We start from the raw sequence: 20,095 nt of genomic DNA, 5'->3' as shown, positions 1-20,095 counted from the left end.
GCCTTCCTTAGTCGCGCCGACTGCGGTAGCCTTGCGGTGCCAGGCTTTCCTGCGGCGCCAAAGCTTGCAGGCGTTTGTACAGCACGCGGGTCTCCAGCAGGTTCCAGACCCGCAGCATCGCTTCCAGCGTGTCGAATGGTTTGCTCAGGAAGTCTTTTGCGCCAAGGGACAGGGCGCGCAGCTTGGCTTCGCTTGTGGCGTCGGCGGTAATGACCAGCACCGGGCGAAAATCAAAGGGATTCCCACGGCGCTTGAGTTGTTCCAGCACCGCATAGCCATCGATCTCGGGCATCATCAAATCCAGGATAACCAGGTCGGGGTCAAAGGCGTTATACAGGCCAAGCGCCATCTTGGCATCCGTTGTGCATACCACTTGCGTCAGTCCCTCGCCGGCAAGCAGGTCTTCCAACAGGCGCAGGTTGGCCGGCTGGTCATCGATGATCAGGATGCGTGAGGCGAGTACTTCGTTTTCCATCATGGCGATTGCTCGATCTTGTCCAACATGGCGTAAAAGTCCGGTACTTTGAGCGGCTTGGCCAGGTGCTGCCAGCCCGCGCCAGCCGTTCCTGTCGCCGCGCCGAGCAATATCGGGGCGATGCCCGCCGCATCTCCGCCCGCTGAGACGAAGGAATCGGACAGACCGGCTCCGAGCAGCAGCAAGTCTGGCTGCGTTTCATGTGCCAGTGCGGCGCCGCCGGCCGCATCTGCGGCGACGGCCAGGCGCCAGTGTGGACGCCGTTGCAGGAGCGTGCTGACCAGGATGCGGGTCGACGCATCATCTTCGATGAGCAGCGCATGATGCGTGGCCGCGTTCGCGGGTACAGCTGGTGGCGTGGCGGCGCCTGGAACGCTCACCATGGCAGCCGCATCGTCCAGCATGGCCGGCAGCGTGAGGGTGAAGCGGCTGCCCCCGCCGGAACGGGCGGAGTGGTTGATATCGCCCCGCATCACCTGCATCAAGGCTTTCGACACTGCGAGTCCCAGGCCCGCCCCCTCGGTGCGGCTGCGTTCAGCACCGAGCCGGTCGAATGGCGCGAACAGTCGATGCCGGCGGGACGGCGGAATGCCGGCACCGTCATCATCGATATCGATGATGACGGTGTTGTCCTCGATATGCCAGCCAATCCCGACGGTGCCGCCGGACGCACCGTATTTGACTGCGTTGGAGAGCACGTTAAGCAATACCTGCAACAGGCGCTGACGGTCCGCCAGCACGGTGCAGTTGGTTGCGAGACCGACTCGCAGCTGGACCGAGCGCTTGCCTGCCATCGGCTGTACCAGGGCCAGCGCCTCTGCCACCAGGGGCGCCAGCGCGACCGGAGCGTTTTCCAGGGCCAGTTTGCCGGCCTCGATGCTGCCGATGTCGAGTACCTCGTTGATCAGCGATAGCAAATGCTGGCCGGCGCTGCTGATCTGCGCCGCATGTTCGCGCTCGCGCGGTTCACGGCAATCGGCTGCCAGCAACTGCGCATAGCCGAGGATGGCGTGCAGCGGGGTGCGCAATTCGTGGCTGGTGCGCGCCAGGAACTCCGTCTTGGCCACGCTGGCCGCCTGCGCTGCGGAAGCGCGGCCCGCCAGCAGCAAGCTGGCCTGGTGCAGCCTTTCGGCCAGTTGGCCCAGTTCGTCGGTGTTGTCGAGAGCCGGCGCCAAAGGCAGGTCGAGCGTCAGGCGTTCCGCATTCTCTGCCGCCAGGCGAACCCGCCGTACCAGGCCGATGATGAATATCAGCGTCGCCAGCGCACCGGCCAGGCCGACCGGAATGATGGCCATTGTGGTCCAGAGATTGCGGTTCGTCGCCTGCTGCAATTCTTCCGTGCGTTGTGCCACCAGGGCGGCCTCGCGCCGGTTCATGGCGGACATCTCGGCACGCAGCTGGTCGAGGATCTGCTTGCTGCGCAGCAGGTGCTCCTGCAGTTCGGCTTCGCTGGCATTACGCTGCCCGCGCAACTGGTCGAGGCTGGCCAGCTTGGCCTGCAGCAGCGGCAGTACGCGCTGCAGGCGTTCGCGTTGCTCAGGGTCGGTCGCGGTGGCCTGCAAATTGGCCACGGTTGCGGGTAGTTGTTTGTTCGCTGCGCGATATGGCGTCAGGAAATCATCGCGCCCGGTCAGCAAATAGCCGCGCACGCCGGTTGCCGCTTCGGCGACCAGCATATGCAGGTGCTGGATCTCGCTTTGCGCCTGCATGGTGCGCATCATGTCCGTCGTCGCGACGGCAGTGTTGCGCTCCAGCCGGTAGCTGGTGATCGCCGACACCAGCAGGAGGACGGTGGAGGCGGCGATGACGACGCTACCTTTCCAAGCCAACGGCCAGTGGCGCGGGTGCTGCCTGCGGTCAGGCATCGTCATGCGCCAAATCCGTAGTCGGCCGCGCGCACGGCGGCCTGGGTCCGGTCCCCCAGCGCCAGTTTATGCAGGATGCGTTCGACGTGGACTTTGACAGTGCCGGTCGCGATCCCCAATTGTTCGCCCATTGCCGCATTGGTCATGCCGCTCGGCAGCAGCGCGAAGACCTGCAACTCGCGCGGGGTCAGCACTTCACTGATCTCCGCCAGGCCTGGCCGTACTGGCCGCGCCGCAGTATGCCTGGAAGCTGCCATGGCCGCGGCAAGGAGCGTGGCCGCGGCCTGCAGGGTCGCTATGTCTTCCGGATTCGGTGGCGGTGCGGGCGGCGCGCTGAGTAGCCCGAGAACGCCGCAGTTCTTGCCATCAAAGTGCAGTGGCACCAATACCTCCATTCCAACCTGCGGGTCGCGGCTGATACGCAGCGCACTGCTTACGCCATGCCCAATGACGGGCGCCTGCTGGTTGTGCTGCGTGGCGGCGGCCAGCGCGTACCTGGGCATGATGCGTGCGCCAACAGGCGATACGGAACCCTGGGCGGCGCAAACATGCAGGCCGTCGTCCCGCGTCTCCAGCAGCACGCCGTCTTCGAGGGAAAGGAATGCCAGCGCTTTGGCAAGTACGCTGGACAGCGCTTTGGGACGGGCACCATCGCTGGCCAGGATCGCCGCCGCATCGGTCAGAAGCCGCCATCGCGCCGCGCTGCTTTCGCCGAGGCGGTACTGGCGGCGCGTGTTGCGCGCATTGTCGGCAAGGGCCGCGGGGGGATTTGATGGAGGCGTCACATGCAGGTTTGTAAAAGATTATCGTGCCGATTATATGCCAGGCGGCATAGGCCGTCACCGCCGGCCGGCAGATTTTTGTTTTCGCAGGGGCTTGCATACTGGGTTCTCTTCAATCATCAAAAGGAAACCCATATGAAGTCCATGCTGTTTGTTGCCGCCTTGCTCGCTGGTCCGGTCGTGCACGCCGCTGAACCGGCTGTGTCGTATCAGGGTGTGGCGGCAGTTCCCGCTACGGCGGCTGAAAAGGAAATTGCGGGCTTGTTCGACAAGTGGAACGCGGCGCTTGCGACAGGCAAGACCAGCGAAGTCGTCAAACTGTACGCGGCCAATGGCATCCTGCAGCCAACCGTGTCCAACAGGATTCGCGCGACCCCGGCGGAGATTGGCGACTATTTCGACCACTTCCTGGCCTTGAAGCCGAAAGGCACGATCAACTATCGCCAGATCCGTGTGCTGGACGAGAACACTGCCCTTGATAGTGGCGCGTACACCTTCGACATCGTCAAGGACGGCAAGCCGGCCAAGGTAAGGGCGCGTTATACCTACGTCTATGAAAAGATCAATGGTGAGTGGAAGATCATGAATCATCATTCCTCGGCCATGCCGGAAGTCGCCAAGGAAAACTGAGCGCCGCTGGGGTAGTGGCGTCACCGGGCCATTTTTGCGGTTTCTGCCGCAAAATGAGAGTTTGGGTATTATTAGCGTTCCGACTTGCTACCGTGACTGAACTTTAGCTCGATATGACTTCTACTCCCCAATTCGATTCCAGCCTGCCACTCGACATGATCATCTTCGGCGGGGTCGGTGACCTCGCCATGCGCAAGCTGCTGCCGGCGCTGTATATGGCGCACCTGCACGGCAACCTGCCGCCTGGGACACGCATCATTTCCACGGGCCGCCAGGAATATGACCGCGCGGCTTACCTGGCCTTCGTCGAGGAGCATTCGCGCCCCTTTATCAGCGGCGAAAACTTTACGGATGAGGCCTGGCGCAGTTTCCAGCAGCTGCTGGAGTTCGTGCGCATCGATGTGGAAAAAGACGGCATGGCGCCGCTGGCAAAAGTCTCGCGCCCCGGTGCGGAGCGCGTGTTCTACCTGGCGACCGCGCCGTCGCTGTTTACCACCATTTGCGACAAACTGTCCGAAGCCAAGCTGGTCGACCGCAATGCGCGCGTGGTGCTCGAGAAACCACTCGGCCGCGACCTGGCGTCCGCGGTGGAGATCAATGAAGCAGTCGGCAGGCATTTCGAGGAATCGCAGATTTACCGTATCGACCACTACCTGGGCAAGGAGACCGTGCAAAACCTGATGGTGCTGCGCTTTGGTAACTCGATCCTGGAGCCCCTGTGGCGCGCGCCGAACATCACCAGCGTGCAGATTACGGTGGCCGAAGAAGTGGGCGTGGGCAGCCGCGCCGGTTTCTACGACAGCGCCGGTGCCATGCGCGACATGGTGCAGAACCACTTGCTGCAGCTGCTGTGCATCGTCGCAATGGAACCGCCGGCCTCGTTGGCGCCGGATGCGGTGCGCGACGAGAAGCTCAAGGTCCTGCGCTCGCTGCGCCGATTCAGCCTTGCCTCCATTGCGCGCGACACAGTGCGCGGCCAATACGTGCGCGGCGTGAGCGGCAACCAGGAAGTGCCTGGCTACCTGGAGGAGCGCAATGTACCGGAAGGCAGCAGTACCGAGACCTTCGTGGCAATGCGCGCTTATGTCGATACCTGGCGCTGGTCCAAAGTGCCGTTCTACCTGCGTACCGGCAAGCGCATGGCGCGCCGGTCGTCCAAGATCGTGATTGAGTTCGCGAATCCACCGTTCCCGTTGTTCCCGGAAACGCCGGGCGGCGTGGCCAACCGGCTGGTGATCGAACTGCAACCGGAAGAGGCGATCAAGCTCCAGCTCATGGCCAAGCAGCCCGGCAGCGGCATGCAAATGCAGCAGGTAGCGCTGAACCTGGACCTGCAGTCGGCATTCTCCCAGCGCAGGGCCGAGGCCTATGAGCGCCTGCTGATCGACGTGGTGCGTGGCCGCCTGACCCACTTCATGCGCCGCGACGAACTGGAAGCGGCCTGGGAATGGGCTGACCCGATCATCAATGGCTGGAGCGCACTGGCCGAGAAGCCGAATCCTTACGCGGCCGGGACCTGGGGCCCTTCCGAGTCGTTCGCACTGCTGGCGCGCGATGGCTTCAGCTGGGTGGAGTAGGGCGCGCCAGGCGCGTCTTCACCGACGCGGCATAACGCTCGCTGACCGGCAGTTGCGCACCGCCGGCCAGCGTCAGTTCGTGGCTTCCTTCCTGGAGCTGGCGCATGGCCAGCATCTGGCAGCTACGTACGAGGATGCGGCGGTGGATGCGAAGGAATTGCGCCGGGTCCAGGTAGCGTTCCAGCTCCGACAGGGTACTGCGATGCAGGAAGGTGCGCTGCGACAGGTGCAGTTCGACATAGTTTCCGGCAGACTCAATCCATAGCACGTCCGACAGGTTGACGCGGTCTATCCTGCCAACTGAGCGCACGGCCAGCTCGGTCCAGTAGCCGGGCAATGGATCGACAAAGCCGCGCAGGGCTCGCGTATATGCGGCGCGCTGGTCGACCAGCCTGCCGGCGCGCTCGAGCGCTTGCTGCAGCCGGCGTTCGTCAACCGGTTTGACGATGTAGTCGAGGGCGTGGACGTCGAATGCTTCCAGTGCGTGACCCCGGTGGGCAGTTACAAATACGATTAACGGCGGCGATTCAAGGCGGCTTAGTTCAAGTGCGAAATCCAGTCCCGACTCCACGGGCATTTGCACGTCGAGCAGCACAATGTCCGCACTGCCTGATCCAAGGAAGGATCGTGCGGCCGCCGCACCGGCGCATTCCCCAGCAACTTCCCATCCCAAAGTGAACAGGGCAAGCCGGAGGTTGGTGCGGGCGTGGGCCTCATCATCTACGATGAGTGCTTTCATTGGCGACAGCTCCAGGGAAGTGACAGCTCCGCCACGAAGCGGTTGCCGACATGCCTGGTGGCCAGGGAGGCCGCGTCACCGTAGGCCAGTTGAAGGCGTGCCCGAATGCCGCGCAAGCCGATTCCCAGGCCCGCGGAAGGTGCGGGCTGCAGGCTGGCCGGGTTCGAGACCAGCACTTTGAGGTGCTCCCCATGCCGAACGAAAGCCACTTCGATATCGCTGGCGCCTTCATGGCATTCAAGATCGTGGCGCAAGGCATTCTCGACCAGTGGCTGCAGCAGCATCGGCGGGCAGTCGACGCCGTCATCGAGCAAATGCGCGCCCTCGATGCGTACCTGCAGTCGTTCGCCAAAGCGCAGGCGCTGCAGGTCCAGGTAATTGCTGACGAATTCAAGTTCCTTGGCGGCTTCCACCCAATCGCATTCGCTGCTGAGCAAGGCGTATTCCAGCAAGTCGCCGAGGCGGGACAAGCCGTCCAGCGCGAGCGCCTTGTCGTCCATGCGTACCATGGCGCCGATCGCGCTCAGCGTGTTGAAAATGAAGTGCGGTTCGAGTTGGCCGCGCAGCGCGGCGAGCCGCTGGCGCTCAAGCGATAGCAGGGCCTGGGCCAGTTGCCGGTCTTGCTGGCGCCGCTGGCGCCAAAGGAGGATCGCCACGACAACGCCGAAGGCCATCGTCAGCAGCACGTATTCGACGAACCACTCGAGTTTATCCATGGTGAGCACATAGTTCCACGCATTGCCAAGGGTCGGAGGGAGGTCGAATTTGAGGCAACGGCGCAAGGCCAGTCCAAGCATTGCGGTCGGCCAGCAAACTGCAAGGAAGGTGAGGTAGCCCATGCCGACGCGCCGCATGCTGGCGAGCCATGCGGGACGGAGGCGGTAGAACATGTACAGCAAATAACTTTGCACCATCATCACCGAGTAGCCGAACCACCAGCCGGCTGTCATCAGCCAATAGCTGCGCGTGTCGCCGCTGTCGATGCGGTCGCTGTAGGTGGTGATGCCGGCCAGCGCGCATACCAGCGTCCACAGCGCGAAGTTGGCCAGCAAAGCGCGCAGCCAAGGCGGCATTGAAAGTAGTCGGTCCATGGCGCGGCAGTATATCAGCCGCATTTGGGCATTCGTCCCGGTGGGCCGGGTGTTCGTCACAATCCGCATCGCTTTATCGAAACTCTCGCGAACAATGCGCATCGTTCTTTCACCACATGAGCATTACGATGCGAATCCTGCTTTCCCTGTTTTTAGTTCCGCTTTGCGCCAGCGCCGACAACGACATGGCACGTGTTGAGGTCAAGGCGACCGGAACCTTGCAACAACGTCGCGACGACATTGCGGGTCGGATTGTCGTTTCACGCGAAGAGCTTTTGCGCTTCGGCGACCCGAGCCTGGCCGATACCCTGCGGCGCCAGCCTGGGGTGACGGTGAACGGGGGGCAGGTGCAGATGCGGGGATTGGGCGGCGGACGCACGCAATTCCTGCTGAATGGAGAGCCGGCACCGCCGGGTTTTTCGCCGGACAGCCTGGCGCCGGAGCTTGTCGAGCGCATTGAAATCCTGCGCAGTGCAAGTGCAGACAGCAGCACCCAGGGTATTGCGGGCAGCATCAACATCGTTTTGCGCCGAAGTGCAGGGCGTGCCAAGTCGCAGGCCACGCTGGCCGGCAACGAGTCGGGCGCCGGCTGGTCACCGGAAGCGTCGTTTGACCTGTCGCGCCCTGGTGACGACTATTCCGGCAACGTGACGATACAGGCCGCACGCGGAAAGAGTGCAGCAGACGCTAGCATCGCTGAGCGTACATTGTCGGCCAGGCGCCTCACGTCGGAGCAGAACTTTTCTGCCACCGAACGCGTGGGACTGGTCCCGCGCCTGAACTGGAAATTCGACGGTGGAACGAAAGTGGCCTGGCAAGGACTGCTCGACCATGCGCGCAGCCGCAACCGTGGCGCTGCCCGGGAAGCCGCCTTGATCGGCGATTCGAGCGATTTTCCAACGAGTACCTACAGCGCAGATGCCCGCACGGACATGGCCCGCAGCGACATGGAGGCCAGCCATCGCCTCGGGGAAGCAGGCCGCATCGACTGGAAAGCCGGACTGGCGCGTAACCGGCGCAAGAGCGACTATATTTTCAATGGAGGGAATGCGGCGGGGGATGCGCTCCGGCTGCGCCACGTCGTCGCAAGCGCAGCGGACGATGGCGCCAGCAGCAGCGGCAAGCTGCGCCTGGGCGGTAGCGGCAGGCACGTGTTGGCAGCGGGCTGGGACGGCTCGGCGGCACGGCGCGCGGAATGGCGGCGCCAGGAAGATTCCAGTGCGGCAGGCGAACCGCTTGGCGGGCTTGACCAGCGCTACATCGCCCGTGTGCGGCGATTGGCCATGTTCGCGCAAGACGAATGGACGGTATCGAATGGGCTCGATGCATACCTCGGCCTGCGCTGGGAAAGCCTGCGCACCCTGACCAATGGACGTGACCTGGCGGACGTCAGCAGCACGTCCAGCGTCTTGAGTCCGGTGGCCCATCTGCTGTGGCGCCTGCCCGGGTCGCGCGACCAATTGCGGCTTGGCCTCGCACGCAGCTACAAGGCGCCCAATACGCGCGACCTGGTGCCGCGCCGTTTTACTGTCAACAATGGCAACGGTCCGGCAAATCCCGACGTGCAGGGCAACCCGGGCTTGCGCCCGGAACTGGCGTGGGGCATCGATGCCGCTTACGAAAGCTATTTCGGCAAGGAGAGCATGGTTAGCCTGGCGGCCTATCATCGTCGCATTAGCAGCGTTATCCAGCCGGTGCTGTTCCAGGACAAGGGTAAATGGGTGGCTTCGCCAGGCAATATCGGCGGCGCCATTACCCAGGGACTGGAGTTTGACGCGCGCATGGCGCTGGGCGAGGGGACCAGGGCGCGGCTGGGAGTGACGCGCAATTGGTCGCATGTGGATTCGGTGCCGGCGCCGGGCAACCGGCTTGGCGAGCAAGTGCCGCTGACAATCAATGGGGGCCTCGATTTCCGCTTTGGCGCGCAAGCGACGGCAGGCTTCAACTGGAACCTGCAGAAGGGCAGCCTGGCACATGCATCGGTCTCGCAATGGAGCGGGCGGAATACCGAACGCCGGCTGGACCTGCACGCCACCTGGCGATTGCGGCCGGGCCTGGCCTTGCGCGCCACCGCAAGTAATGCACTGGGGCCTGATACGCGCAATACACAGATTTTCGAGGACGGCCGCCAGGATGCCTTGCGAGAGGTGACGGGAAGTGGGCAGCGCACGTTCAAGCTTGCAGCGGAAGTCGCGCTGTGACGATACAATTGCGGCCGTCCCAACAAGTGGAGTAAGGAAATTAAGAAGCTTGCACTGATCTTTGCAATGATATGCAATCAATCTTACGCAGACACGGTCATCGGCGTTTCCGATGGCGATACGCTGACTGTGCTGAGCAAAGGCCGGCCGGTAAAAGTCCGCCTTGCGAATATCGACGCGCCTGAGAAAAAGCAGCCTTTCGGCGCGCGCTCGAAGCAGTCGTTGTCGGACCTGTGCTTTGGCCGCGACGCGACCCTCGGCTCGGGGAAACAGGATCGCTACGGCCGCACGGTCGCCGTGGTCCATTGCGGTGATGTCAACGCCAACGTGGCGCAGGTCCGTAAAGGAATGGCCTGGGTCTACCCGCAATACAACCATGACCCGTCGCTGCCTGCAGTTGAAGCGTCGGCGCGCAATTCCCGGGTCGGTTTATGGTCGGAGCGCGACCCGCTCGAACCCTGGCTGTTCCGCAAGGAGCGCAAGGCGCGCAGCAGCTACCTGAACTAAGGGCTTCGGCCTTCAAACAGGTCTTTCATCTCGCGCAGGCCGGCGGTCAGGCATTCGACCGTCGCCGAAATCTTCGGCACGCCGCGCAGCTGGCGCGGCGTGAGCAGCCACAACTGCGAGCGGAAGTCCGTCAACAGCGGCGAAACGCGGCGCAAACGCGGGTTGGCATCGCCCAGGTGGCAAGGCAATATGCCGACGCCCAGTCCCTCTTCCAGCAGCCCGGAAACAGCCAGGGTGCTGGAGCAGCGCACCGCCGCGCGCCGCATCAGGCCTTCCGCTTCAAGCCATTTCGATGAAGCCAGGTGTCCCAGCGATTCATCGACGGTGACCCACGTCTGCTCGTGCAAGTTTTCTTCGGACACATTCGGCCAGTCCACGGGGGCGTAAATAGCCACCTCGATATTGCAGATCACACGGCCGATCAGGTCTCCCTCCGGTTCACCGCCGGAGCGCAAGGCGATATCAGCTTCGCGCTGGCGCACGTTTGCCAGGTTTTCACCGATTTGCAGGTTGATCGTAGTGTCGGGCAGCTCGCGCCGGCAGCGCGTCAGCAGCGGCGGCACGATGCGGGGCATGAGCACCTCGGTCGTGGCCAGGGTCAGGCGGCCGGCGGTACCCAGCCCGGCGTCCCGTTCCAGGTCGCGCAGGCGCTGGTCGAATTCTTCTGCGAGCGCCAGTAGCTCCGTCGCGGCTGCCGTCGGCTGGTATCCCTGGCGGCTGCGCTCGAACAAGGTGGCGCCGATCCCCGCCTCGATATCGCGGATGCGGCGGAACAGGGTCGGATGGCTGGAACCCAGGGCTTCGGCGGCTTTGGACAGGGAGCCGTGGCGGGCAACGGCAAGAATGACCTGGTAATCGTTCCAGGCGAGTCGGCTGGTCAGGAATTTGCTCATTGCCGCATTCTAACGCGTTGTTCATTTTTGAAAGCACGTTGTTCATCTGATGGCTGTCGCTCGGAGGCTCCGGTGGCGACAATGGCTGCATCCAACCACACATCAAAGGAAAGAAAATGATTCGCAAGCTCCTGATTGCCGTTGCCATGCTGATCGCCGCCGCCGCGCACGGGGCTGAAAATGCGGCTTGCAGCGCTCCTGAATTCAAGCAGTTCGATTACTGGGTCGGCAACTGGGAGGCGTTCGACCGGGACGGCAAGCTGCTCGGCCACACGCTGATCGAGAAAATCGAGCAGGGCTGCGTGTTGCAGGAGTGGTGGCGCGGTAATGGCGCGGAAAATGGCGCGGGCACCAGCCTCAGCATGTATGACCGCAAGCACAAGCTGTGGCGCCATGTCTGGACCAGCGCGCGCGGCAATTTCGCGCCGATCGATGGCGGCTGGCAGGGCGACCGCATGCTCATGACCGGCTACTTCATCAACGACAAGGGCGAGCGGGAATTCCATCGCACGGTATGGAAGCCAACTGCTGGCGGCGTGCACCACGTGTGGGATTCCACCACCGACGGTGGCGCGACCTGGACGGTCCTGCACGAAGCATGGCTGCGCCGTACCGACAAAGTGCTGGTGAAGTAGGGCGCCTGCAGCCGCCGGCAAACTGCATTACTATTGTCCGCCTGACTACATCCAACTCAAAAGGACCATGATGGCGGAATTCAAATTGCACTGCTTTGCTGCTTCCGGCAACTCGTACAAGGTTGCGCTGTTCCTGGCATTGGCCAAGGCGGACTGGGAACCCGTAGTAGTGGACTACTTCGGCGGCGAGACGCGCAGCGAAAGCTGGCGTGAAAACCTGAATGAAATGGGCGAGATCCCGGTACTCGAGCACAAGGGCCTGAAGATTTGCCAGTCCGGCGTGATCCTTGACTACCTGGCCGAGGTGACCGGCCAGTTCGGCCCCCGGAATGACGATGAAAAGCGCGACATCTGGAGCTGGATACTGTTCGACAACCACAAGTTCACCAGCTATTACGCCACTTTGCGCTTCATGGTTGGCCTGCAGAAGACTGGCGAAACGCCGGTCACGCAGTTCCTGCGCGAGCGCGCGATTGGCGCCTACCGGATCGTCGACAAGCACCTGGCTGGGGCCAGCTACCTGGTCGGCGACCGATTGACCATCGCGGATTTGTCGCTGATCGGCTATGTCTACATGCCGGAAGAAACCGGGATCGACATGAGCGAATTTCCCAATATCGCGGCCTGGAAGGCACGCATCAGCGATCTTCCCGGCTGGCGCCACCCGCATGACCTGATGCCGGGAAAAAAAGCGTTCTGATTCATTCCAATGAACTTTTTGCAGGCATGCCGGTATTTACTCAGTATTGCGCTTATTTGAGGATTCCGACATGCCACAACACTCCCGCCTGCTCATTCTTGGTTCCGGCCCTGCCGGTTACACCGCCGCCGTCTACGCTGCCCGCGCCAACCTGCAGCCGACGTTGGTTACAGGGCTGGAGCAGGGCGGCCAGTTGATGACCACAACCGATGTGGAAAACTGGCCGGCCGACCCGCTCGGCGTCCAGGGCCCGCACTTGATGCAGCGTTTCCGGGACCATGCGGAACGCTTTGGTACCCGGTTCATATTCGACCATGTCCACACCGCCCATCTCCAAGAGCGCCCGATCCGGCTGGTTGGCGATGCCGGCGAATATACCTGCGATGCCTTGATCATCGCCACCGGCGCCTCGGCCCAGTACCTGGGGCTTCCATCGGAGCAGGCGTTCATGGGGCGCGGCGTTTCGGCTTGTGCTACTTGCGACGGCTTCTTTTACCGCGGCCGCGAAGTGCTGGTGGTTGGCGGCGGCAATACCGCGGTGGAGGAGGCGCTTTACCTCTCCAATATCGCTGCGCGGGTAACGCTGGTCCACAGGCGCGACCGGTTCCGCGCCGAGCCTATCCTGGTCGATCGTTTGATGTCGAAAGCTGCCGAAGGAAGGGTGGCCCTGAAACTCAACGCGGCACTGCACGAAGTCCGCGGGGACGATGCCGGTGTCACCGGCGCGGTCCTGGAGCATGCCGGGGGCGAACTGGAAGAATTGGCGGTACACGGCGTCTTCATCGCGATCGGACACAAACCGAATACAGGCATATTCCAGGGCCAGCTGGCCATGCGCGACGGCTACATCAAGACCAAGTCCGGCTTGGATGGCATGGCAACCGTGACTTCGATCGACGGAGTGTTTGCTGCGGGTGACGTGCAGGATCACATTTACAGGCAAGCGATTACCAGCGCCGGGACCGGCTGCATGGCTGCGCTGGATGCGCAGCGCTACCTGGAGCAGTTTGCCAAATAAGCCGGGCCGGCTTGATCATTCCGCGAGGAAGGCTTTCATGGCCCTGGTCGGCTTGCCGTCATCGCCCCAGGCGCTGAGCGGGTATTGGCTCCAGCTGCGCGCACCCAGGGGTTCCCAATAGATGACGCCCAAGCCCTTCTGGCCGGGCACCGCCTTGACTTTGCGTTGCACTGCGACCAGCATGTCGTAGGTGTTTTGCGCGCGAGTGTCTTCGCCGCCTGTTTCAACCACCATGACTTCCTTGCCGTAGCGCGCTGCCATGTCGTTCATGTTGCGGGCAAGGGCGTCGATCGACTTTTTGTAATCTGGTTTGCCGGGCAGCCAGTAAGGGTAATACGACATGCCGATCACGTCGTAGCGTGCGCCGTTGGCCTTTGCGTTGTCGAACCAGGTACGGAAACGCTTGCTGTCGTTGCCGCGGTCAAGATGCAGGATTACTTTGGATGAAGGACTGACGGCCTTGATGGCGTCATGGCCCCTGTTGATCAACTGCGCCAGTTGCGGCCAGTTCCTGGTGCTGCCTTCCGGGTACAACATGCCGCCCGGCGTCTCATTCCCGACCTGGACCCACTCCGGCGTGACGCCCGCCGCCTTGAGGGCGCTCATCACGTCATGGGTGTAGCTGTAGACGTCTTGCAGCAGGCGAGGGAAGTCGTGGCCCTCCCAGGCGGCGGGCTTCTTCTGCTTCGACGGGTCGGCCCAGCTATCGCTGTAGTGGAAGTTGATCATTATCCGCATGCCCATCTCCTGCGCACGAACGGCCATGGCGACCGTTTCCTCCTTGCTGTTGTGGCCATTGGTCCGGTCGTCCGAGGGCTTCAACCAGGTGCGCAGGCGTACGGTATTGATACCATTGTCCTTCAGGACCTGCAGCGCATCTTCCTGCCTGCCCTGGTCGTTGTAGAACTTGTAGCCGGTGGCCTCCATTTGCTGCAACCAGCCGATGTCGGCTCCTTTTGCGAACTGCTGGGCCAAGGCGGGCGTCGTGGTTGCAACAAGCAAGGCGAACAGCACTCCCAACTTCTTCATTTCATCTCCCTGTGGTCATTTGGGCACGATGCTAGCGCAAGGATTTCGCCTGCAGGTATACGGAAAGTCGTGCGGCCCATGAATTTTTTCGCGAACACTGATAGGATTTGCAGGATGAAGATCGACATCCTCGAACAACGCTTTCTCAAGCACTTGGCCCGGCATGAAGGACTGGCGTGGAGCGCCGTGCGTGCGCGCCTGGATGCAAATCCCGGCAAGCTTCGCGTGCTTGAGGAAATGGAACATACCGGCGGCGAACCGGACGTTGTCGGAGTTGTTCCCGCAAGCGGAGAGCTTGTCTTCTGCGACTGCTCGCCTGAAAGCCCGGCAGGACGCCGCAGCCTGTGTTTCGACAGGGCCGCGCTGGATGGGCGCAAGGAGAACAAGCCATCCGGCAGCGCACTGGAGGTGGCGCAGGCCATGGGCGTCAGCCTGCTCACGGAGGCCGAGTATCGCCACCTGCAGACGCTGGGTGAGTTCGACCGCAAGACCTCGAGCTGGGTGCAGACGCCGGCCGATATCCGCAAGCAGGGCGGCGCCTTGTTCTGCGACCGCCGCTATGGCCACGTCTTCCTGTACCACAACGGCGCCGAGTCCTATTACGCGGCGCGCGGCTTCCGGGGGATTGTGCGCGTTTAAGGCGGCAGGTAGGCTTCCAGTGTCTGCATCATCTCGTCGATATCGAGCGGCTTGGGAATGAAATCGTCCATCCCGGCCGCCAGGCAATCGGCGCGCTCAGACTCCATCACGCCGGCAGTCATCGCCACGATGGGCAGCTTCAGGCCCAGTTCCTGGCGGATGATGCGGGTCGCGGTATAGCCGTCCATGACCGGCATCTGCACATCCATCAGGACCATGCGGTAGGCTTCGGGCGCGGCGCGCAGCATGCGCACGGCCTCTTCGCCATTGTTGGCAACCTCGATGGTTGCGCCGGCGCGCTCCAGGATGCCGACAGCGACCAGCTGGTTCATGGCGTTGTCTTCCACCAGCAGCAGGTGGCCGCTGATGCGCTGGGCGGGCGGCGCGTCGGGCAGCACTTCGCGGGTGTCGGACTTGTCCAGCATTTCATGTACGGTGTCGAACAGGGTGGAGGCTGTTATCGGCTTGGTGACCAGTCCCTCCCGATCGGCGTCTTCTTCCAGCATCTTGCTGCGTTCATAGGCGCTGACCATGAGTATCACGGGGGCCACGGCCTCTTGCGCTTGGCGCAGCGAGTCGATATAGCGCTGGTCCTCGGCAGGCATGCTCCAGTCGGCGAGGATCACGTCATAGGGCAGGGCGCGCTGGCCGGCAAGGGCCAGCATCTTTTCCGCCTCCGCGCCGGAAGAGGCCACATCAACGCCCCAGCCCCAGGCTTGCAGCGTCTTGCAAAGGTAGACGCGGCTGGTGAAATGGTCGTCGACCACCAGCACGCGCAAGGGCCGCGAGCCGGCACCGGCTGGCGCTTGTTGCTGTGCGGCCGGCACGGTGCCGAACGGCAGGGTAACGGTAAAGGTGCTGCCCTCGCCGGGACTGCTGTCGAGGGCAATACTGCCGCCTTGCAGTTCGACCAGGCGCTGGCAGATCACCAGCCCAAGCCCGGTGCCGCCGTACTTGCGGGTGACGGATTCGTCGGCCTGGGAAAAGGGCGCGAACAGGTTGAGCTTCTGTTCCAGTGAAATACCGATGCCGGTGTCGCGCACGATGAAGCGCATGACGCTGTGCTGTGCGTCGCACTCTGCGCATTCGACCTTGAGGCTGACTTCACCGCGTGCTGTGAATTTGATGGCGTTGCTGGTCAGGTTGACCAGGACCTGCTGCAGTCGCAGCGGGTCGCCTACCAGTTGGCGCGGAACGTCCGGCTCGACGCCGATCGCCAGTTCCAGTTCCTTCTCGCCCGCATTGACGCTCATGATGGTGGACACGGAATGCAGTACTGAATCGAGTTCGAAGCGGGTGGCGTTGAGCTGGATCTTTCCCGCTTCGATCTTGGAAAAGTCGAGGATGTCGTTCAGCAGTGCCAGCAAGGACTGCCCCGAGGTACGCAGCATGGTCAGGTAGCGCCGCTGCTCCAGCGACAGCGGCGTGGTGGTCATCAGGTGCGCCATCCCCAGTACGGCGTTCATCGGCGTGCGCAATTCGTGGCTCATGTTGGCGAGGAAGGAGCTCTTCGCGGCATTGGCCGCCTGCGCTTCCCTGACGGCATCGCGCAGGGCCGCTTGCGACTTTTTCAGCTCGGTCACGTCGCGCAGCACGCCCACAAAGCGGTACCGTCCTTCATCGATGACGGCGCTGATGGTTAATTCAACGGTGAACTGGCTGCCATCCTTGCGCAGGGCTGGCAGTTCGACCGCGCCTTTGCCGATGACGTGCGGCGCGCCGCCTGACAGGAAGCGTTGCATGCCATGCTGGTGCGCGGCGCGCATGGATTCCGGCATCAGCACCTGGATGCCGTCCCCTATCACCTCTTCCGCGGTATAGCCGAATATCTGGCTGGCTGCGCGGTTGAAGGTCTCGATCTGGCCTTCTTCGTTGATGGTAATGATGCCCTCGCCAACGCTGTCGACCACGGTACTGATGCGCAGGTTGGCGTCCTCGAGCTGGTCGGTGCGTTCGTGGATCAAGCCTTCGAGCTGGCGGATTTTTCCGCTGATGAACCACGCCAGGCCGAAGCCGGCCAGCAGCAATGCCAGCACGATCCAGGTAAGCCAGGTGACGGATGCCAGCAACTCCTGCAGTATGGTGGCGCGCGGCACGCCCACGGCAACCGCCCAACCGGTGCGGCTGGAGCGCGTGAAAATCGTATAGACCGGAATGCCTTCCAGGGTGATGGATTCGAATACGTCTTCATCAACCTCGGACAGCCGTTTGACCAGGCTGTCGGAAGCGGGCTTGCCGACAAAGCGTTCCGCTTCATGGGTGCGGGCGATGATCACGCCTTCGCGGTCCAGGATGGCGATGACGCGGTCTTTGTGCAGGGTCTCCGAGTTGAGAACGCGCCGGAGATGGGCCGGCTGGTAGCCGACCGAGAGGCAATACACGACCTGGCCGCCCCGTATGACGGGTACGTGGACGGCGACCAGCGGCTTGCCGGTGACGCCACCGATAAAGACATCCGATACCAGCACCTTTCCCGTTTCGAACACGCGCTGGATGCGTTCCCGGCTGCCGGGATCGGGTATCGGTTCGCCGAACGGGCGCAAGGTATTCAGCAGCTGGAGCGAATCGCGTGTGCTGAGGACGATATTCGAGCCCGGAAAACCGGCATTGACGATGCTGACGGCCTTGCGGTGGAAACCAGCCAGGTCGCCATGGTCAAGCTCCGCCGACATGGCCAGCGCGCGTGCCGCGACGATGCCGAGATCGAGGTCGCGGTCGACCGCCCGCATCATCGAACGGGCCACGAACAGGGAGTCGCGCTCAACCTGGGCGCGCTCGCGGGCATAGAAGTGCTGGATCAGCAGGCCGAAGCCGAGGGTCGCTGGCAAGGTGCATGCCAGCACGAGTGCGAACAGCATGCGGCGCAGGGTGGGCCGCCTTGATTGCCGGGTTCGGGCCAAGTCGCATCTTCCTTCAGATGGGCATTTGTAAATTGGTCATGCCATTGTACAGTCGAAGGCGGCGAACGCGCGCAGGATGCACGACCGTGCGCTGCACGTTTTGGCCCAAGCTGGCGCCGCCGTTGGGCTAACTGTGGCTGCGCCATGCCAGGATGTACTCCTCGGCCAGCGAGTGGCCCTCGATCATGGCTGAGCGGGCGTTTGAAAATGGTGGAGTCGTTTGTTGCTCCACCCGGTCCCGCCATGTCAGGTGCGCCCGGTATCCCGTTTCGTCGTGGATTATCGAAACTGTGTAAGTGAGACCATCCACTGAAGCCGTACTGTCGGCTTCCAGATCGCCAGGGATGAGTTCATTCATCTGGTCGTCCCCCATTAAGCAAGCCGTTCTACTTTACGCCAACCGGGCAGGAAGCGGCGCCAATTCAATTCGTCTCCACCTCGCGCGGCGGCAGGAAGAAACTGCGCGGCGACAGCCGGAAACGCTGCCATACCAGGCCGGCCAGGGCTTGGCCGCGGCCGAAACTGACGCGCCGCGAGCGCAGCGCAACCATTAGCGCCAGGGCGAAGCTTACCGCCAGGTTGGTCAGTGCGATCAGCGCAATGCCCGACAGCGATAACAGCCATTGCTCCGTGGTGAGCTGGTAGTCCAGTCCAACCAGCGCGAAGGCGAAATTGGCGCTGGAGAAGGTGACATGGCGGATATCGATCGGCAGTCCCAGGACATAGCCGATGGTGCCGATCGTACCCAGCATGATGCCGAAGAAGAAATTGCCGGCGAGGGCGCCGAGGTTGCGGCCGACGTAGTCGGTGACGCGCGCCAGGCGTTTTTCGCCGAGCAGGCAACGCAGCCAGCGCAGCTGACGCAAGCGCGCAGCAATGTCGTTATAGGCCGCCTTGTTGTCGTAGTAGCCCGAAATCAGTCCTGCCAGGAACAGGCACACGCCGGCGACGGCGGCATGCGGCAAGGCCAGGCTATGCAGCGGGTCGATATCGTGCAGCAGGTGTTGTGCCTTTTCCGCGCCAGCCAGGTGCTGGCCGAAAGCGGCCTGCCAAGCCACTGCAATGATGAAGGCCGTAGGCATGGCCAGTGCCACGTTGCCGACGATTGCCACGAACTGCGAGCGCAGCACCTTGACTACCAGCTCCGCCAGTTCATCCAGTTTTTTCTGGCCCTGGTCGATGGCGGCGGCAATGCGTGCCGCGGTCATTGCCGGCTGCTTGGTGGCCACGGTGAAGTGCAGTACGTGGATCAGCATGAAGCCGAGCGAGTAGTTCAGGCTGTACAGGGCAGCATAGCCGACAGGGGCAAGCAGCATACGCGCCATCAGCACCTTGAGCGTAGCCATGAAACCGACGATGAAGCCGGCGCCGGCAGCGGAGCGCATCATGGACAGCCATTCGGCGCGCGTGCTGGCGACGTAATGCTCGCCTGAACGGCCGGCATGTTCCGTTACCTGCAATGCCAACAGTTCGGTGTTGGTCTGGAACAGGTCGGTGAGGCGCAATTTACGGTTGTCGGCCTCCACCAGTTGCTGGAACAGGCCGAGCGCAGCAGGCAGCGCCTCCTGCAGGGAAGGGGCTTCCAGCAGGTCGAGCAGGATGCGCAAGCGGTCGATGCTTTGCGTCAGGCGCAACAGCAGGCGGGTCAGGCTGACCGATACCCCTTGCACGGATGCCGCCTTGCGTACGCGCCCGATAATCTCCTCACACTGGCTGAGGAGTACGTCAAGATGGCGCGCGTCAGGGACTTCCACCTGGGCGTCGACCAGGCGCGCGCGCCACGCTTCCGTCAACTGCACCACTTCGGCATTCTGGCGCAGGAAGGGCGATTCGAAACGTTCGATGTCCGGATGGACCCGCACCAGTTCCGGCTCCAGTCCTATCGCACTGATGCGATAGGACAGCACTTGCACTGCCTCCAGTAGTTCGCCCAGCACCTGGCTTTGCAGCCACCCTTGCGCGGGCAAGTCGAGCGCCTGCAGCAGGTCCAGCCAGGTCGAAGGCTCGACGCCGTTGATCCAGATGTAATCGTCCTGGCGATCGAAGATTTGCCCGAAGACGTCCTTCAGGTATTCGTCATTGACGGTTGGCGGCAGCCATTTGTGGTTCAGCCGGCGCCATAGCTCGCCGAAGAACCCCTGGTTTTGCAGGACTCCGGTATCGGTGAGCAGGTGCACCAGTTTGCGCTGGCCAATGATTTCGGCGAGATACTCCCGCAGGCCCCGTGCCCATTCAGGCTGGGTGGAAAGAAGGTGCGCGAGGGCGCGCAGACGGTTGGTGGCCTGTTGCAGGTCGCTGGCATGCGCGGGACGCAGGGTGCCAACCAATTCCTGCAGCAGGGACGTATCGCGCGAGGAGGCCGTAGCCTGGATGCGCGCCAGTATGCTGTCCATCATCATTTGCGAAAGCATACT

Annotated in this window: 18 protein-coding genes; 8 read left to right on the top strand and 10 right to left on the bottom strand. The window is 62.7% G+C overall.

Annotated elements, in window-relative coordinates; translation table 11 throughout:
* Positions 1-7: 7 nt before the first annotated feature.
* Genes ASD07_RS20880 through ASD07_RS31045 form a run of 3 tightly spaced genes read right to left on the bottom strand, consistent with a single transcriptional unit; the run spans position 8 to position 3,125 of the window.
* Positions 8-478 (bottom strand): response regulator, encoded by a 471-nt coding sequence (locus tag ASD07_RS20880; protein WP_055934674.1) that lies wholly within the window; start codon positions 476-478, stop codon positions 8-10.
* The gene (locus ASD07_RS20875) at positions 475-2,346 is read right to left on the bottom strand and encodes an ATP-binding protein (protein ID WP_229207236.1); all 1,872 of its coding nucleotides are present in this window, start codon (positions 2,344-2,346) and stop codon (positions 475-477) included. The genes ASD07_RS20880 and ASD07_RS20875 overlap by 4 nt, the downstream gene beginning before the upstream one ends.
* Entirely contained in the window at positions 2,343-3,125 is a 783-nt protein-coding gene (locus tag ASD07_RS31045; RefSeq protein WP_055934670.1) for a response regulator transcription factor, read from the bottom strand. The genes ASD07_RS20875 and ASD07_RS31045 overlap by 4 nt, the downstream gene beginning before the upstream one ends.
* Before the next feature lie 132 nt (positions 3,126-3,257).
* On the opposite strand from ASD07_RS31045, the gene ASD07_RS20865 reads away from it, so the two are divergent.
* Both ASD07_RS20865 and zwf read left to right on the top strand, forming a co-directional pair.
* Positions 3,258-3,752 carry an SgcJ/EcaC family oxidoreductase gene (locus ASD07_RS20865; protein WP_055934668.1) on the top strand — a complete coding sequence of 165 codons (495 nt, stop codon included), beginning with the start codon at positions 3,258-3,260 and terminating at the stop codon, positions 3,750-3,752.
* 113 nt (positions 3,753-3,865) lie between these two features.
* Positions 3,866-5,329 (top strand): glucose-6-phosphate dehydrogenase, encoded by a 1,464-nt coding sequence (gene zwf / locus ASD07_RS20860; RefSeq protein WP_055934666.1) that lies wholly within the window; start codon positions 3,866-3,868, stop codon positions 5,327-5,329.
* Here the strand turns inward: zwf and ASD07_RS20855 are convergent.
* Positions 5,313-6,068, bottom strand: a complete 756-nt coding sequence (locus tag ASD07_RS20855) for a LytTR family DNA-binding domain-containing protein (protein WP_055934664.1) — start codon at positions 6,066-6,068, stop codon at positions 5,313-5,315. The two genes, zwf and ASD07_RS20855, sit on opposite strands and share 17 nt — an antisense overlap.
* Positions 6,065-7,183, bottom strand: a complete 1,119-nt coding sequence (locus ASD07_RS20850) for a sensor histidine kinase (RefSeq protein WP_162246591.1) — start codon at positions 7,181-7,183, stop codon at positions 6,065-6,067. The genes ASD07_RS20855 and ASD07_RS20850 overlap by 4 nt, the downstream gene beginning before the upstream one ends.
* A 104-nt stretch (positions 7,184-7,287) precedes the next feature.
* On the opposite strand from ASD07_RS20850, the gene ASD07_RS20845 reads away from it, so the two are divergent.
* Both ASD07_RS20845 and ASD07_RS20840 read left to right on the top strand, forming a co-directional pair.
* Complete coding sequence (locus ASD07_RS20845; protein WP_055934660.1) at positions 7,288-9,360, top strand: TonB-dependent siderophore receptor; 2,073 nt, start codon at positions 7,288-7,290, stop codon at positions 9,358-9,360.
* A gap of 66 nt (positions 9,361-9,426) precedes the next feature.
* Complete coding sequence (locus tag ASD07_RS20840) at positions 9,427-9,867, top strand: thermonuclease family protein (RefSeq protein ID WP_055934658.1); 441 nt, start codon at positions 9,427-9,429, stop codon at positions 9,865-9,867.
* On the opposite strand, the gene ASD07_RS20835 is transcribed toward ASD07_RS20840, so the two are convergent.
* The gene (locus ASD07_RS20835; protein WP_055934656.1) at positions 9,864-10,760 is read right to left on the bottom strand and encodes a LysR family transcriptional regulator; all 897 of its coding nucleotides are present in this window, start codon (positions 10,758-10,760) and stop codon (positions 9,864-9,866) included. The genes ASD07_RS20840 and ASD07_RS20835 overlap by 4 nt on opposite strands.
* Positions 10,761-10,876: 116 nt before the next feature.
* Here ASD07_RS20835 and ASD07_RS20830 point away from each other — a divergent pair, with 116 nt between their 5' ends.
* From ASD07_RS20830 to trxB, 3 genes are all read left to right on the top strand, one after another.
* Complete coding sequence (locus ASD07_RS20830) at positions 10,877-11,395, top strand: hypothetical protein (protein WP_055934654.1); 519 nt, start codon at positions 10,877-10,879, stop codon at positions 11,393-11,395.
* A 67-nt stretch (positions 11,396-11,462) separates the two neighbouring features.
* Complete coding sequence (locus tag ASD07_RS20825) at positions 11,463-12,095, top strand: glutathione S-transferase family protein (RefSeq protein WP_200953838.1); 633 nt, start codon at positions 11,463-11,465, stop codon at positions 12,093-12,095.
* A 70-nt stretch (positions 12,096-12,165) separates the two neighbouring features.
* Positions 12,166-13,113 (top strand): thioredoxin-disulfide reductase, encoded by a 948-nt coding sequence (gene trxB / locus ASD07_RS20820; protein WP_055934653.1) that lies wholly within the window; start codon positions 12,166-12,168, stop codon positions 13,111-13,113.
* Positions 13,114-13,128: 15 nt separating this feature from the next.
* Here the strand turns inward: trxB and ASD07_RS20815 are convergent, their stop codons facing one another.
* Complete coding sequence (locus tag ASD07_RS20815) at positions 13,129-14,142, bottom strand: glycosyl hydrolase 53 family protein (protein ID WP_082507477.1); 1,014 nt, start codon at positions 14,140-14,142, stop codon at positions 13,129-13,131.
* A 114-nt stretch (positions 14,143-14,256) separates the two neighbouring features.
* Between ASD07_RS20815 and ASD07_RS20810 the strand changes: the two genes are divergently transcribed.
* Positions 14,257-14,781: a DUF4256 domain-containing protein gene (locus ASD07_RS20810; protein ID WP_200953837.1), complete on the top strand. Its 525-nt coding sequence runs from the start codon at positions 14,257-14,259 to the stop codon at positions 14,779-14,781.
* Here the strand turns inward: ASD07_RS20810 and ASD07_RS20805 are convergent.
* The 3 genes from ASD07_RS20805 to ASD07_RS20795 form a co-directional block, all read right to left on the bottom strand.
* The gene (locus ASD07_RS20805) at positions 14,778-17,639 is read right to left on the bottom strand and encodes a response regulator (RefSeq protein ID WP_082507476.1); all 2,862 of its coding nucleotides are present in this window, start codon (positions 17,637-17,639) and stop codon (positions 14,778-14,780) included. The two genes, ASD07_RS20810 and ASD07_RS20805, sit on opposite strands and share 4 nt — an antisense overlap.
* Positions 17,640-17,808: 169 nt before the next feature.
* Positions 17,809-18,039 (bottom strand): hypothetical protein, encoded by a 231-nt coding sequence (locus tag ASD07_RS20800; protein WP_156398118.1) that lies wholly within the window; start codon positions 18,037-18,039, stop codon positions 17,809-17,811.
* 64 nt (positions 18,040-18,103) lie between these two features.
* Positions 18,104-20,092, bottom strand: a complete 1,989-nt coding sequence (locus ASD07_RS20795; protein ID WP_200953836.1) for a site-specific recombinase — start codon at positions 20,090-20,092, stop codon at positions 18,104-18,106.
* Positions 20,093-20,095 lie beyond the last annotated feature (3 nt).

The sequence above is a fragment of the Duganella sp. Root336D2 genome (genome assembly GCF_001425005.1).
GTDB lineage: Bacteria > Pseudomonadota > Gammaproteobacteria > Burkholderiales > Burkholderiaceae_D > Rugamonas.
This window is presented reverse-complemented; position numbering and strand designations above follow the sequence as displayed.

Coding starts and splice junctions, on each gene's coding strand:
- ASD07_RS20805 (WP_082507476.1), bottom strand. CDS start 17,639: ATGCTGTTCGCACTCGTGCTGGCATGCACCTTGCCAGCGACCCTCGGC.
- ASD07_RS20810 (WP_200953837.1), top strand. CDS start 14,257: ATGAAGATCGACATCCTCGAACAACGCTTTCTCAAGCACTTGGCCCGG.
- ASD07_RS20875 (WP_229207236.1), bottom strand. CDS start 2,346: ATGACGATGCCTGACCGCAGGCAGCACCCGCGCCACTGGCCGTTGGCT.
- ASD07_RS20840 (WP_055934658.1), top strand. CDS start 9,427: ATGATATGCAATCAATCTTACGCAGACACGGTCATCGGCGTTTCCGAT.
- ASD07_RS20855 (WP_055934664.1), bottom strand. CDS start 6,068: ATGAAAGCACTCATCGTAGATGATGAGGCCCACGCCCGCACCAACCTC.
- ASD07_RS20865 (WP_055934668.1), top strand. CDS start 3,258: ATGAAGTCCATGCTGTTTGTTGCCGCCTTGCTCGCTGGTCCGGTCGTG.
- ASD07_RS20830 (WP_055934654.1), top strand. CDS start 10,877: ATGATTCGCAAGCTCCTGATTGCCGTTGCCATGCTGATCGCCGCCGCC.
- ASD07_RS20795 (WP_200953836.1), bottom strand. CDS start 20,092: ATGCTTTCGCAAATGATGATGGACAGCATACTGGCGCGCATCCAGGCT.
- trxB (WP_055934653.1), top strand. CDS start 12,166: ATGCCACAACACTCCCGCCTGCTCATTCTTGGTTCCGGCCCTGCCGGT.
- ASD07_RS20815 (WP_082507477.1), bottom strand. CDS start 14,142: ATGAAGAAGTTGGGAGTGCTGTTCGCCTTGCTTGTTGCAACCACGACG.
- ASD07_RS20850 (WP_162246591.1), bottom strand. CDS start 7,183: ATGCGGCTGATATACTGCCGCGCCATGGACCGACTACTTTCAATGCCG.
- ASD07_RS20800 (WP_156398118.1), bottom strand. CDS start 18,039: ATGAATGAACTCATCCCTGGCGATCTGGAAGCCGACAGTACGGCTTCA.
- ASD07_RS20835 (WP_055934656.1), bottom strand. CDS start 10,760: ATGAGCAAATTCCTGACCAGCCGACTCGCCTGGAACGATTACCAGGTC.
- zwf (WP_055934666.1), top strand. CDS start 3,866: ATGACTTCTACTCCCCAATTCGATTCCAGCCTGCCACTCGACATGATC.
- ASD07_RS20880 (WP_055934674.1), bottom strand. CDS start 478: ATGATGGAAAACGAAGTACTCGCCTCACGCATCCTGATCATCGATGAC.
- ASD07_RS20845 (WP_055934660.1), top strand. CDS start 7,288: ATGCGAATCCTGCTTTCCCTGTTTTTAGTTCCGCTTTGCGCCAGCGCC.
- ASD07_RS20825 (WP_200953838.1), top strand. CDS start 11,463: ATGATGGCGGAATTCAAATTGCACTGCTTTGCTGCTTCCGGCAACTCG.